The 13,151-nt window shown below is 32.9% G+C and carries 15 protein-coding genes; all 15 read right to left on the bottom strand.

What is annotated here, in order from left to right:
* Nucleotides 1–7: 7 nt before the first annotated feature.
* The 15 genes from SIB89_RS01030 to SIB89_RS00960 all read right to left on the bottom strand — a co-directional run bounded on the left by SIB89_RS01030 (nucleotide 8) and on the right by SIB89_RS00960 (nucleotide 12,905).
* Entirely contained in the window at nucleotides 8–790 is a 783-nt protein-coding gene (locus tag SIB89_RS01030) for an ATP-binding protein (protein WP_412560794.1), read from the bottom strand.
* Nucleotides 791–960: 170 nt separating this feature from the next.
* Nucleotides 961–1,698: a DUF6090 family protein gene (locus SIB89_RS01025; protein ID WP_412560793.1), complete on the bottom strand. Its 738-nt coding sequence runs from the start codon at nucleotides 1,696–1,698 to the stop codon at nucleotides 961–963.
* An 11-nt stretch (nucleotides 1,699–1,709) separates the two neighbouring features.
* Nucleotides 1,710–2,486 carry a DUF6090 family protein gene (locus SIB89_RS01020; protein ID WP_412560792.1) on the bottom strand — a complete coding sequence of 259 codons (777 nt, stop codon included), beginning with the start codon at nucleotides 2,484–2,486 and terminating at the stop codon, nucleotides 1,710–1,712.
* Complete coding sequence (locus SIB89_RS01015; RefSeq protein ID WP_412560791.1) at nucleotides 2,479–3,129, bottom strand: DUF6090 family protein; 651 nt, start codon at nucleotides 3,127–3,129, stop codon at nucleotides 2,479–2,481. Before SIB89_RS01015 ends, SIB89_RS01020 begins: the two co-directional genes overlap by 8 nt.
* Before the next feature lie 109 nt (nucleotides 3,130–3,238).
* The gene (locus SIB89_RS01010) at nucleotides 3,239–3,991 is read right to left on the bottom strand and encodes a DUF6090 family protein (protein WP_412560790.1); all 753 of its coding nucleotides are present in this window, start codon (nucleotides 3,989–3,991) and stop codon (nucleotides 3,239–3,241) included.
* A gap of 58 nt (nucleotides 3,992–4,049) precedes the next feature.
* Nucleotides 4,050–4,757, bottom strand: a complete 708-nt coding sequence (locus tag SIB89_RS01005; RefSeq protein WP_412560789.1) for a DUF6090 family protein — start codon at nucleotides 4,755–4,757, stop codon at nucleotides 4,050–4,052.
* A gap of 32 nt (nucleotides 4,758–4,789) precedes the next feature.
* Entirely contained in the window at nucleotides 4,790–5,530 is a 741-nt protein-coding gene (locus SIB89_RS01000) for a DUF6090 family protein (RefSeq protein ID WP_412560788.1), read from the bottom strand.
* Nucleotides 5,523–6,212 (bottom strand): DUF6090 family protein, encoded by a 690-nt coding sequence (locus tag SIB89_RS00995; protein WP_412560787.1) that lies wholly within the window; start codon nucleotides 6,210–6,212, stop codon nucleotides 5,523–5,525. The genes SIB89_RS01000 and SIB89_RS00995 overlap by 8 nt, the downstream gene beginning before the upstream one ends.
* A 35-nt stretch (nucleotides 6,213–6,247) precedes the next feature.
* Nucleotides 6,248–6,964, bottom strand: coding sequence for a DUF6090 family protein (locus tag SIB89_RS00990; protein WP_412560786.1), 717 nt, complete (start codon nucleotides 6,962–6,964; stop codon nucleotides 6,248–6,250).
* A gap of 39 nt (nucleotides 6,965–7,003) precedes the next feature.
* Nucleotides 7,004–8,818, bottom strand: a complete 1,815-nt coding sequence (locus SIB89_RS00985; protein ID WP_412560785.1) for an ion channel — start codon at nucleotides 8,816–8,818, stop codon at nucleotides 7,004–7,006.
* Nucleotides 8,819–9,097: 279 nt separating this feature from the next.
* Nucleotides 9,098–9,604: a serine hydrolase domain-containing protein gene (locus SIB89_RS00980; RefSeq protein WP_412560784.1), complete on the bottom strand. Its 507-nt coding sequence runs from the start codon at nucleotides 9,602–9,604 to the stop codon at nucleotides 9,098–9,100.
* A gap of 1 nt (nucleotide 9,605) precedes the next feature.
* The gene (locus SIB89_RS00975; protein WP_412560783.1) at nucleotides 9,606–10,163 is read right to left on the bottom strand and encodes a serine hydrolase; all 558 of its coding nucleotides are present in this window, start codon (nucleotides 10,161–10,163) and stop codon (nucleotides 9,606–9,608) included.
* Between the two features lie 206 nt (nucleotides 10,164–10,369).
* The gene (locus SIB89_RS00970; protein ID WP_412560782.1) at nucleotides 10,370–10,861 is read right to left on the bottom strand and encodes a DUF2306 domain-containing protein; all 492 of its coding nucleotides are present in this window, start codon (nucleotides 10,859–10,861) and stop codon (nucleotides 10,370–10,372) included.
* Nucleotides 10,862–11,059: 198 nt separating this feature from the next.
* Nucleotides 11,060–12,076: a peptidyl-alpha-hydroxyglycine alpha-amidating lyase family protein gene (locus SIB89_RS00965; protein ID WP_412560781.1), complete on the bottom strand. Its 1,017-nt coding sequence runs from the start codon at nucleotides 12,074–12,076 to the stop codon at nucleotides 11,060–11,062.
* 58 nt (nucleotides 12,077–12,134) lie between these two features.
* Entirely contained in the window at nucleotides 12,135–12,905 is a 771-nt protein-coding gene (locus tag SIB89_RS00960; protein ID WP_412560780.1) for a DUF6090 family protein, read from the bottom strand.
* Nucleotides 12,906–13,151 lie beyond the last annotated feature (246 nt).

Raw genomic sequence — 13,151 nt, 5'->3', positions numbered from 1 at the left:
AGCGGGCTTATTTACGCTCTTTCTCAAATTCTTTACGAATCGCATAGATTACAGCTTCCTCTGATATTTTAGGTTTTGAATCTTGTTGACTATGTAATAGTGCCCTACGAAGTACATTAATTAACGCGCCTCCAGTAAGTTCATAATTTTCAGAAGATTGTCTAATGAACTCTTCATCAAGACTGTATTCTTTAGAAAATATGCGTTTCCAAAGCATATACCTTTCTTCTTTATTTGGCATTTTAAACGGAACTAGTAATTGAAATCTTCGCGAAAAAGCCTCATCTATATGGCTCTTAAGATTGGATGCAATAATAGTCAATCCAGAAAAATTTTCAATTCTCTGCAGAATATAGGCTATTTCTTTATTTGCATGACGATCATTGGGAGAAGGTGCTTTTGTGCGTTTACCAAAAAGGGCATCAGCTTCATCAAAAAATAAAATCCATTTATTATTTTCAGCCTGATCAAAAACTTCAGCTAGGTTTTTTTCTGTTTCTCCTATGTATTTTGAAAACACCATGGATAAATCTATCTTATAAACAGGTTTGTTGACGGATTTTCCTATTAGCGAGGCTGTTAAAGTTTTTCCGGTACCAGATGGTCCATAAAACAAAGCACGATAACCAGGTTTCAACCATTTATTAAGATGAGTATCCTTTTTAATGTTTTTCTCTAATTTTAACCACATTAAAATTTCATCAATATCGTTCTTTACGCTTTTGGGCAAAACTAAATCTTCCCAATTTAATTCAGTCGTTAATAATCTTGCTGGTGTTAAATAGTCCAAATTGTTGATTTATAGCGTTTAAGTTCTGTAAAGAACGGTTGTTGGTGTAGCTTCTAGCTTAATCACACGTTGTGTTATTACGCTGTGGACTAAAGGTAGCGAATAAGATTGAATTTATAAGTTGAAATACAGCCACAATGAATTATAGTCATTGTTGTGCTTTCGTTATTTTATTCATTAATATATTCTTTCATGTCCTGTTTTAATTTTACGGCATTATCCAAATTAAGGTTAAGTACATTTAGATAATAGCTTTGGACATCTAAAAAGGTTCTCAAGGATTGTATATATTCCTTATTGTTTTTTAATGCTTCATAATCATTTGGAATAAGCGCTCTATTTTCTTTATGCATATTGATTAATGTAAATTCTTTTCTCATAAAGGGAAGCATATATTCATGAAAATCTTTTACGACCTCATTGAAAGCACTTTTGTAGTCTGCAATTGAAGAAGTGAAATATTGACCAATTGAAGAACGAATTTTTGGGTCTTCTATTAGATCCATACCGATTGAGTTTAATGAATTATATCCGCTGATTTTAAAATCCGCTTCATCATAGGAATTTGCGGTATTAAAATATATGCCTAATGAATCGTGATATGGTTTATTCGTTTCCATTGTCTCAATTAAGATCTCTAATGCATTTACACTTTTCAGTAAACCCAATCGCCTGCTTTTTACTGAATCTAACTCTACGATGTTATATTCTAAATCGGTAAGAATTTCAATTAAAGCTAACCTTTCTTTTTTCTTAGAGTTAATTTCCTCATTCCAATTATTAATAGATAAGGCAATCAAAATTCCAATAACCACAAGGATAATTTCTCCAATGGCATATTTAAAGTACTTGGATGCTTTATTCTGATTCATGAGGTTGTATCTAATTTGTCTAAAGAATTTAATCATCAGTTGCGTTATTAGGTTTTGGATTTTATATCACGTATTTTTTTTAAGATCAACTCCAGGTCCGGCATGACTACAGTTTTATAAAATCGATTTAAATCCATATCAACGCCCGTATTCATAGTGACATAGTACAGCGATTTTGAATCCTTTTTATAGCCTTCTACATCTATCATATAATCGCCAAGTGCATCAATATCAACAACGGGGTTTTCTTTGGTTGCATTTTCCCATAATTCGGGTAGGATACTGCGTTCAAAGTATTTATAAGCGTGCAGGTTGTATTGTTGCTTAATGGTCATGCATTCGTCATATAAGAATCTCTTGTAAAAGCTGCCTTGGTCTTTGAAGGCTTTAATCAGTGTTTTAAGCGAATCGTTTTTGATGATGCTTTGCTGTCCGGTGGCAATGATTTCATCATACGTCGGTGTAAAGCTTTCAAATTCAAGAAAACGGCCGTTAAAAAATACCATACTAATGATTGAATCCTTGGAGACGGGTTGTCCTAAAAGGAATTCCTTTACAATTTTTCCTTCTTCTGCCTTAATGTTTGATAGAAAAATAAGTCTTTGCAAGGTTAGACTATCGTTTATAAATTCTTTTTGAAGTTCATCTATAAAATAGGCTTCCTTTTTATTCTCCTTTAACTTTTCGTTCCAGTTATTGATGGATAAAGCTATGAGAATACCAATAACAACAAGGATAATTTCTCCAATGGCGTATTTTAAGTATCGCGCTGTATTTTGTTCACCCATAAGTTTGTATCGTATTTGTCTAAAGAATTTAATCATCTAAATTATTTATATCTTGTTTTATACGATCCTTAGTCTTTACCATATCATCTCTCATTCTGGTGAATTGACGTAATATTCCATTTAATGGCCAGCTTGTACTAATGAGCTTCTCCATCGTTTTAGTTTTTAGTGCCTCAGGGATATTGGAAAGAATTAATTTACTTTCAATTTTGTTATCATCAACGATATATTTTGGACTAAACATACTATCCATATATTCACTTCTATTGTAGAGCTCTGCTCTAAGGACCTCATTGACCCATAATTCAGCATTTGGTATTTCGTCTCCGTACAATGCTGAAATACGATTTCTTGTTTCGATATCCGATATTTTATCTAAGCCATTAGATTTTAACGATTCATAAGGTCCCTTATTAAAAGTCAACACATAGCCATATCTTCCCACTAATCCTAAAACTTTATATAAAGAATCCTGAGGAATTTCTTTACCATTTTTGACTCGTGTCAACTCAACATAACTATTTTTAACTTTCTTGAAATAAGGAATAATAGAGTTCAACTTTTCAATATCTTCTGTCATGGCTTTATTTAATTCCACGAGCATGCTTAGTTCATAACTCCTTGATTTTTTATCTTCATTCCAATTATTGATCTGAAGTGCAATAAGAATTCCAATCACAACAAGAACGATTTCGCCGATGGCATATTTTAGATACCTGCCTGTCCGGCTGGCAGGGCGCGATGTTTTGTTTTCACTCATAAGTTTGTATCGTATTTGTCTGAAAAATTTAATCATAATTCCTGACCTTTTTAAGTAAGTCTTTGGATTGTCTATGAACACGTTCCATAAAGTAAACATAACCTCTCCAATGTGTAGTCATACGGGAAAAGGTATTTATAAAAATAGTGTTTTGGCTCATAGACTTTATATCGTAACTAAACGTAAGATCTAAAGTCTCTGGGTTAGTGTACGTGCGAATTTCGGTATTGAAAACCTCGTGTTGATTTTCGATATTACGACTCAATTTTTCGTAAACCGTTTTTACTTGTCTGGTATAGCTGTAAAACTCGGCCAGGTCGTTTCGTAGGTCAATATCTTTGATAAGGCCTAAATCCCCGCTTTCCTTCATTTCTTCGTAGGTAAGCATATCCGGTAACTGATATGTGGTCCTGGGAAACCAAAGTATACTGTAGTCTAAGGTCTTTTTTTCAGAGGTTGTTAATTCTGTACCTCTCTCAATAAGTTTTTGTGTTTCTGTTACAGCCAGAAGTATAGACTTATTTTGTTCAAGTAGTTTTTCACTCAATTCTAACGAGCGCTCTAAATCTTCAGAAATTCGTGTAATGTAATCTTTAGCTCTTTTGTTATCCTTTCTCTGCTCATTCCAGTTGTTGATTTGCAGCGCAATCAAAATACCAATCACTACAAGGATAATTTCACCGATGGCATATTTTAAATACCTGCCTGTCCGGCTGGCAGGGCGTGATGTTTTGTTTTCACTCATAAGGTTAAATCTAATTCGTCTAAAAAATTTTATCATTTGGTGGGTGGTTGGTTATAATGAAACACAAGCATTTTGTGCTTTCGTTATTTTAATTTCATTTAGTAATTTCAGCATTGATTTCATCTTTTAACTCTTCCATAAGCTCAATACTCTTGTCTATAATATTTATAGAATTGGACGCTCTACTTTTAAGTCTAGTTAATAAAAGAAGAAATTCTGTTTGTTCTAATAAGTTTTCTGGAAATTTAGAGTATACCTTTACTTCACCATTTTCTGATTCAGTATATGGTTTCCCTAAAAAAGATTTTAAAGTGGCAACATCCTTATCATAACCTTTATCAAAGTATTTAATAAAAGTTATATAAGTGGGAAATCTAAAGTCATAAAAATCTACCAAACTATTTCGTAGATTATTGTTAGAAACTTTATCAATGCCTGAAGATTTTAAAGCTTCATAAGGTCCAAGGTTAAATTGAAGATTAATTCCAGTTCTTAAATTATACCACCTTGATCTTCCGTTTTTATATAGTGTATCATTAAAAGTAGCTTTTTCATGCACTAGTCTAATGAATTTGTTTGCAGACGAATCGAGTCTCTGTAAACGAATTTCTAAACGATGAAAATAATCTATATCAGATTCTAACGCACTTTTTATTTCAGTGAGCATTTTCAATTCAAATTCTCGTTGTTTTTTGTTTTCATTCCAGTTATTAATCTGTAACGCAATTAAAATTCCAATAACTACAAGAATAATTTCGCCGATGGCGTATTTGAGGTATTTCCCAGTTTTGTTTTGTTCCATAAGGTTGTATCTTATATGTCTAAAAAACTTTATCATTTTAATTCCTGGTCTATAGCTTCGATAAGGTTTTGTATTTTTTGATCTAATTCTTCTATTACAATAATACTAATTGGTATGGGCCAATTAAGAACTTCTAACATTTCGTCTACTTTAGGATTATTTCGTAAGGTCTGTGCATCTGTTTCAATCAATTTAGTTTCTATAATTCCAGATTTACCGGGAACTACAACAGGGTCGTAAATCTCATAGAAAAGTTTGTTTCTTTCAAATAGCGATGTCCTTACAATTTCATTGATCCACTTAGATACACTTGGGATTGTATTTCCATAAATATTAGATATTTGCTGTCTTATCTCGGGATTAGATATTTTATCTAAACCACCAGAATTAATGGCGTTGTAGGCGCTAGTATTAAAAGACACTGCAATTCCGAATCCTTTTATACGTTCTAAATGGTATTGTAGTGAGTCCGTTGGATGATTCGGGTCTTCTTTCATGGCCGCTACAGTATTAACCGTGCGAACTATACCTTTAAGCGATGGCAGCCAATTATTTAACATATTACTATTTGACTGCAGTTCCTCTTTCATCTGCGCTAGCATAGAGCGCTCGTAATTTTTGTTTTTTCTAGCCTCATTCCAATTGTTGATCTGTAAGGCAATAAGAATTCCAATCACAACAAGAATAATTTCGCCCAAAGCATATTTAAAATACTTTGATGTTTTGTTTTCCATAAGTAATGATTTACGAATATGTCTAAAGAATTTAATCATTGTCCTTTAATTGTAGTTCTTCTTGGATTAGGCCTAACAACCTTAAGGCATCTTCTTTTTTGTGTTCTGACCACCCTCTATAAAAGTAGGCGTCGTTTATGGTGTAATCTAAGGCTATTTTAAATTCTGAGTTTGTCTTTAGTTGTTCATAATCAATGGGAATAGCCTCTCTTCCATATTTATAGCTTTTAAAATATTTTGGATAAATATGTTGCCTGTAATATTTAGAGTTTTCAAAGTAGTTTTCAACTTCCTCTAAGTCTTTTGAATGATCGTAATATCGATTTAAATAGAATTTAATACTGTCATTTTTTACAATATCAATACCTTTATTCAATAAATTATTGAAAGGTATATGTTCGGCTTCTTGTAAATAAGACGATGATATTAAAGCAAAAGCTGTGTCTAATCGCTTTTCGTGTGATGCATTTTCTTGAAATTTTTGTTTTATATAGTTACCATAAACCAATTGTTCATTATAGCCTTCAAATTCGGAATTCCACCTTATAGTATCGTTAGCAATACTTTTATATAATGAAGTAAGCATTTCTTTTTCAACCTTATCAATTTTGCGTTGCTCATTCCAATTATTAATTTGAAGCGCTATGAGAATACCGATGACAACCAAGATGATTTCGCCGATGGCGTATTTTAAGTAACGCGTTGTATTTTGTTCACTCATAAGTTTGTATCGTATTTTTCGAAAGAATTTGATCATTAACTTTTAGCATTTAATTTTTTGAGTTTTGCTTCCAATTGTTGAAAGTTCAACTTCAGTCTATTGAGATCTCTAATATTCAAATTTGTAGTTTCTAGTTTAATTGTAAGGACATTCCAAAGCTTATTGGAATTATAAATGGATTCAAAATCCAAGGGTTGACTACCCTCTACCAGCCCCACCTTATATCTTGGTAGCGCAATTGCAGAATAGTTTAGTGTATTTACCACAAAAGGTTCAATTAAGTTTGTGTACTGGTTGACAGTATAGTTATCCATGCTGACCATGTTTTCTAAATTTTTTTTGAGTTGAGTCAGCAAATGTTTTAATTCCTTATCCTCTACTTTACTTAACAAATCCTGAGCGATAAATTCATTAAAAACATTGAGTGAGAAATCGCCTGTCCATGCTGTTGCCATGGCACCAAGGTTTACTTGTAGCTCAGCTCTTTTTGAGAAGTCATTAGCAGATAAAATTTGCAAAGCAACTTTAAGTTGTTTTTGTAGTTTTTCCTGAACACCAATTTTAAGATTGGTTGAGGTTTCATTTGTTTTTATCTCTTCATATAAGTTTAGATAATAACTTTCCATTTTCTGCTTAAAAATCCGGTCTTGATTCCAATTGTTCAACTGCAAGGCGATAAGAATGCCAATGACAACAAGGACGATTTCGCCTATGGCGTATTTAAAATAACGGGAAGTTTTATTTTCACTCATAAGTTTGTATCGTATTTGTCTGAAAAAATTTAATCATAATTAATTCAATAGTTGAGAGATTAATGACACACTAAAGATCGTCAACATAAACCAACCAATAAAACCTTGGATAATCGCCAAATAACGAGGTAATCCTTTGATTGGGATTTCACCAAAACCTAATGTGGTAAAGGTGTTGATGGAAAGCATGAGAGCGTTGAGTATTTTTATGAAAAGGTCATACAGAATGGCAATCACAAAAACTGCAATTAATAAAAAAGATTTCCAAACTTGCTTGGATTTAGGTAAGTCTTTCCAGGTCCCACGCATCACATCAATTTGCTTTAAAATAGCTGCTGAGAATCTTGTTCCTGATACTGACCATCTATAGATTGGCATTGCTGTTGTTATAAAGAATTTGGGTATGGTTTTTTCGGCCGCCTGCATGTAATTTTTAAAGTCCTCTGCAGCCAAAAGTTCTTGTTGTTGTTCTTCTAAATACACCTCATGCATGCCAGCGTCTTTGTTCATGTATTTGGTAAAAAAACGGTACCTGTTCATGATGCGGTTTTTCCCGTGACTGTCCCACGTATTTGGGAAAAAAAGGTAAATCAATGCAAACGCTAGGATAACATATACCGAAACCACAATAGCTTTTGAGGGTTCAGTGCCGTAATCGGAAAAGAGCTTCAGGAATTGATTCACTTTCCACTTAAAATACGATCGGAAACTAGGGTTCAAATTATATTCAATTTTTAAACGTTGGGTTTCAAAGTCCTTAAGATCGATGTAAATCTGATTGGCAATTTGGCTATTATACCGACTTTTAAAGTGTTTGTAGAATTGACTTTTATGCGACATCTCTTCTCTAAATGCTTTTTCATTATATAAGCGAACCGAATCTAAGTACTTAGTTACTAATGCTGATCTTTCCTTGATTTCTTGATGTATAGGGTATTTATTAGTTGCTTGCAGACTATAATCCATAAGTCCAGAATAGTTACTGATTCCTTTCTTAAATTGTTCCAAATCAATAATATCATTTGAAGAAAATGAAACTCTTGTCACAAAAACCGTACTGGAATAGGAATTGTCAAACCACTGAAATATGTCAGTAGAACCAAGGTTCATTTGTATATAGCTAGAGTTAAATATATTATTCCTTACAATATTAAACTTGGTGTCAAACAAGCCCATGAAGATAATATCTTCATAGTCAACAAAATTTTTATCAAACCCGAAAGAGCTAATATTTGAGTTTGATAGAAAAAAGCGGTCTTTACTATTCGTAGATTTAAAAGTATTGTCTCTAAACAAAACTTGGAACTGTTCAGAACCTTCAGTACAAACCATGTATTGAAAAAAGTCAGTAAAATTTGAATAGGATATATCAATACCTGCGTCGAAAACATCAGTAAGATAGCTGTCTGAATCACAGTTTCTAGTATCTAATCTATAGGAACTATCAAATCTACAATAACGTATCGTTAGTGTATTAGTATTATAAAACTGAACAGGTTTTTTAAAGTAAATATCAAGTAACACACCACCTGCATGAGTTTTGCCATTAACTCGGTATTCAGTAGCTAAGAATTGTACATTATCTAGTTCTATGACTTTATCAATGACAATGTCATTTCTATACACATAGCTTGTATCTCTGGCTTCGTAAACGTTTTTATTGGAGATTGTAAACCGTTGATCAGTTTCAGGATTGTATTTAATCAAGGCATTATTGAGTTTAAATACCGTGTCTTGTTCTTGTTTAATCAATTCAAAAAATTCAGTGTAGGAGTATTCTTTATAAGAGGATTGACCGTGAGAAAAACTAGAAATGGATAGTACTAATAAAAGTAGAAGAAGTAATTTTTTCACAAATAGTATTGGTATGAATTAGCCTTACGTTTTTCAATTTAAGGAATTCATTTTAAATTCTTAACAGGTTAAGAACCAAAACAGTATAAAAATCTAGTTCACGTGGCCATTTGGGTATGAACACATCACACAACTTACCATGCAATAGTATGTTATATCTTATGATCAACAGCCACTGCATAAGGATTGCATGCGTAAATACCTAATGGCAAATCACTAAGAACTTTTTAAAGTGGGTGCGTACTAGTTATAGATTACATACCGTATTCGCTAGGGTTGTTATTTTTCTTTTGAATCCCAAACCATTGCAATCATTTGATAGAAGTTTCCTTGATGGAATTTATATTCTTTTTCTGTATCTACACGATGTACCAAAACTAGGTTAGATTCGGGATAAACACCGAGCATATGAATACCAACACCCGTATGGAAAAATGATTTGGTTTTTCTGGTTTCATTAGGTATCAAGACATTCCAGAGCATGCCATATCCGATGCCGTAATTTTCATTTGTAATTGAATAGGGTTTAGTAGATCTTTCAATCCAATCCTCCGGAATAATCTGCTCACCCTTCCACTTCCCTTTATTTAGGTATAGTTGACCATAAAGCGCTAAATCTTTTGCGGATAACCTAAAGTGGTACGCCGGATATTTTGATTTGTCTTCTTCAAACTGGTAAAACCCGTCCACATTGGGGACTGTCCAATTATCATCCGGATTTTTAACCGTTATATAATTATTAGAATAATCCATTCCCAATGGTTGCGCTATATGTTGCTTAAACAAATCAAAAATCGTTTTTTCCGGTTTGTTGCTCTAATATGTATCCGAGCGTATTAAAATCCCAATTGTTGTAGTAATATGCTTCATTGGGTTTGTGAGTACCACGTTGCGGCATTGCTGCCAACATCCCTTCTGAAACTGCTGCTGCGTGATGATAAATTCCAGACCTTGATTTTAATAAATCTGCTATGGTCGCTGTCTTTTCTGTTTCAGTTAGAGGATTGATATCATCAATTTTAAGTTGGCCAATTGTTTTTGTAGTATCAATGGTTCCATTTTCAATGTAGATGCCATAAAGCGAATTTAGCAGGGCCTTTCTAATGGAATGAACCAGTAATTTTTTATCTGTATTTCCCCAGTCGTATACAATTTTTCCATCTGTTAGTACCATCATAGCTTCAGAACCTGTGTTCTCTAAATAGGTGCTTAATGCATCTAATTTGGCTTGAGAAAATCCTTTTGCCGTTGGGTCCGATTTTTTTAAAACATTTTTGTTGTGATGACAACTGACTGAAATTGTAATAGTTAAAATTAGAAGTAGTGTTATGGTTATTCTGTTCATGGAGTATTTTTGCTATAAAGACGATGGCTATTAGTGATTGTTGCAAATTTGCCCAACTAGTTTCTGTATCTTTTTATGATCCGTTTAAGCGATAAAGATAGCTAACAAACCACAGCTAACAAGTCCCAGCGGACTTATGTAAGTAGTCTATAACTAGCAGTGGATTATTTACGGTGTTAGCCTTATCTGTTATTTCAGTTGTATATTTAAGTTCCAAATTTTTTCTCCCATACGCTTTTCTTTTTTTTGAAAAAACGACTTCCAATAAATCCTACCAATCCCGTAGATAAGCCAACTAAAGCATAAAAAATTCCATAAGAATTTTTAATATTGAGTAGTAATGGCAAACGTGTAAATATTTCGGCAGCAAAAGCACAATACAGTCCAATCACCGACCAGTACATCCAAGACAAATGAACTGCAATTGCATTTTTGTAACCTTTGATATACATCGGAAGCATTCCCAAAAATAATGTTACAGTACTAATGACTGCAAAAAAATGAAGAATTCCGAAAGTGTTATGAACGCGATAAATTAGAAATGCAGTTGCACAAACAATCAACATAGAGATTCCATAGATTCTTCCAGTCTTTTTATGTAAAGATGTTCCTTTAGTTTTGTATAAAATTACACTTCCGGTTATTAATGCAATTATTGCAAAAACTGTATGTATCCATCCTATAGTGTCGTGTGGCATAATTAAATATTTGAGTTAAAGATGGATGATTGCCATATAAATATCAATTTTATATTCCTGAATTGTAGAAATTGCGAGATAAAATGTAAAATATAACGGATTTGGCTATGGTTTAGTTGCGTTGTTTAGCACTTAACTCCCGCCAGTACCAACGTTACGTTCGGACGGGTTACTTATAGCCATTATTGTGTAGCGTTTTTATTTTAATTCAAACTTCTGAATTCTATTGCCTAAAATATCTCCAACATAAATACTCCCATCATTATCAATTTGAATGTCGTGATATCTTGAAATCGGACCATCATAAAATCCAGTTCTACCGAATTGCAATTGTAGATTAATATCTAAATCAAAGCGAAAAATATCAGAGCCTTTTACAATGGTATCATTATCAATCCAATAATCTATTCCAAAAAGGTGGTTTTTCTGATTATCTATCGTTACGGAATATAATTGGTCAGTTGATTGGTTTTGCCAGAGCGTGATAAAATTTCCCTTACTATCAAACTTTTGAATTCGATTATTTTCTCTGTCAGCCACATAAACATTGCCCTCATTGTCTAAATCAATTCCGTGTGGAATATTAAACTCTCCTTGCTTATTTCCGAATTTTCCCCATTCAAATAAGTATGTTCCGTCTTTTGAAAATTTAATAACTCGACTATTGCCATATCCATCACTCACGTAAAAAGAACCATCAGCTGTAACAGCAACATCTGTAGGAAGATTAAAATGTTCAGAATCATTTCCTGAAACTTTTGCTTCTCCTAATGTCATTAATAAATTTCCACTCGAATCAAATTTGAAAATTTGATGAAGTCCACAATCTGTAACCCAAATATTATCTTCTTTGTCAACTTCCAAACCATGTGGCATTATGAATAAATTGTTTCCCCAAGAATTCAGGATTTCTCCAGTTTTTGAATCTATTTTTGATATCGTATTTTCTTCAATGACCGGAAGGTGTGAAATAGGCATTGTCTCCCAAGTTCTACCAGAACGATGAAAGGCAATTATATGCCCTTCACTATCAAGTCCCAATCCAGTAGGACTTCCCAAAGTAAAATTATCAGGTAATTTAGGCCAATCATTGACTAAAACATAAGAACCAGATTTTTTGGATTCTTGATCGGTTTTGTTTTTTTCAGAGTCCTTACAGCCAAAAATCAGAAATGCAGTGAGAAAAAAAAGAATGCTATTTTGTTTAAATTCCATCTATTGGTTTTGGTTGGTTTAAATGACGTAATACGGTTTGTGTGTGGCTTCGTTATTTTTATTTTTGTTTAATTTCATTTTCAATTCCATCAATTACATTTTTAACGGTTTCAAGAATTTCGGCTTCTTCGTTTACGACTAAACTTCTATTCCAAAGCGATAATTGTAATGTCTTTAGAAGGTTGTTGTCTGTCAAAAACGTATCGTAATTTTTTATTTTTAATTTGTAAACCTTAATCGTATCTGAATGTTTAAAGCCATAGTTTGTAGGTTCATTTGTATCAAGAAACAAATACTTCATTTGATAAGGATACAATTGTTGAGTAATATTAAAACTGGTATTTTGAACACCTAATTCATCTCCTAAGCGTTTTAAATCTAGTTGAAATAAGTTTGAGATAGAAATACGAAGAGTGTCGTTTGATATTGTACCTAGACCAATATTTTTAAGATTTTCAAAAGCACTTGTTTTGGGAATTATCTTAAAATCACCTCCAGCATCTGCGAATAATCTATATATAGAATCAGAATATGATTTTTTATTAGAGATATCAAAGATAAGTTGTTGGGTAGATTTAAGGATTTTTTTATGTTCGGTAATTACTTCTTCAATATCATTTTTAGTTTGAACCAAATCACTTTTTAATTCTTTGTAAATCTGTGTCTCAAGTTTTCTTACTTTTCTATCCTCGTTCCAATTGTTAATCTGAAGTGCTATTAAAATTCCAATAACCACAAGCACTATTTCACCAATTGCATATTTAAAATACTTTCCAGTTTTGTTTTCACTCATAAGATTGTAGCGTATTTTACGAAAGAATTTTATCATATTATATTTCCCGAGAAAGCGGGAATCTTGTTGGTTGGTTATAGTTTCTATTCCGAAGCTTCAGCGTAGGTATAATGACGCACAACGGTCTCGTATAATCGTAAATTATGGCTTAAAGTTAATGATTTTCGGTTAAGCACCGACGTTAGCAATTCCAAGTGGATTCGCTTGAGCCTGCCCTGAGCGCAGTCAAAGGGTAGCCGAATCCGCCGACCGAGCCAAGCGACCGATGAACACTTTAGCCAT

The sequence above is a fragment of the Winogradskyella sp. MIT101101 genome, assembly GCF_047126865.1.
In the GTDB taxonomy this organism is placed as follows: domain Bacteria; phylum Bacteroidota; class Bacteroidia; order Flavobacteriales; family Flavobacteriaceae; genus Winogradskyella; species Winogradskyella ouciana.
The sequence above is the reverse complement of the archived record's forward strand: the minus strand, read 5'-3'. Positions and strand labels throughout refer to the sequence as shown.

What these genes read in the sequence shown, in the direction of transcription:
- SIB89_RS00960 (WP_412560780.1), bottom strand. Translation starts at nt 12,905, where the DNA reads ATGATAAAATTCTTTCGTAAAATACGCTACAATCTTATGAGTGAAAAC.
- SIB89_RS01005 (WP_412560789.1), bottom strand. Translation starts at nt 4,757, where the DNA reads ATGGAACAAAACAAAACTGGGAAATACCTCAAATACGCCATCGGCGAA.
- SIB89_RS00975 (WP_412560783.1), bottom strand. Translation starts at nt 10,163, where the DNA reads ATGAACAGAATAACCATAACACTACTTCTAATTTTAACTATTACAATT.
- SIB89_RS01020 (WP_412560792.1), bottom strand. Translation starts at nt 2,486, where the DNA reads ATGATTAAATTCTTTAGACAAATACGATACAAACTTATGGGTGAACAA.
- SIB89_RS00995 (WP_412560787.1), bottom strand. Translation starts at nt 6,212, where the DNA reads ATGAGTGAACAAAATACAACGCGTTACTTAAAATACGCCATCGGCGAA.
- SIB89_RS01000 (WP_412560788.1), bottom strand. Translation starts at nt 5,530, where the DNA reads ATGATTAAATTCTTTAGACATATTCGTAAATCATTACTTATGGAAAAC.
- SIB89_RS00990 (WP_412560786.1), bottom strand. Translation starts at nt 6,964, where the DNA reads ATGAGTGAAAATAAAACTTCCCGTTATTTTAAATACGCCATAGGCGAA.
- SIB89_RS01010 (WP_412560790.1), bottom strand. Translation starts at nt 3,991, where the DNA reads ATGATAAAATTTTTTAGACGAATTAGATTTAACCTTATGAGTGAAAAC.
- SIB89_RS00970 (WP_412560782.1), bottom strand. Translation starts at nt 10,861, where the DNA reads ATGCCACACGACACTATAGGATGGATACATACAGTTTTTGCAATAATT.
- SIB89_RS01025 (WP_412560793.1), bottom strand. Translation starts at nt 1,698, where the DNA reads ATGATTAAATTCTTTAGACAAATTAGATACAACCTCATGAATCAGAAT.
- SIB89_RS00965 (WP_412560781.1), bottom strand. Translation starts at nt 12,076, where the DNA reads ATGGAATTTAAACAAAATAGCATTCTTTTTTTTCTCACTGCATTTCTG.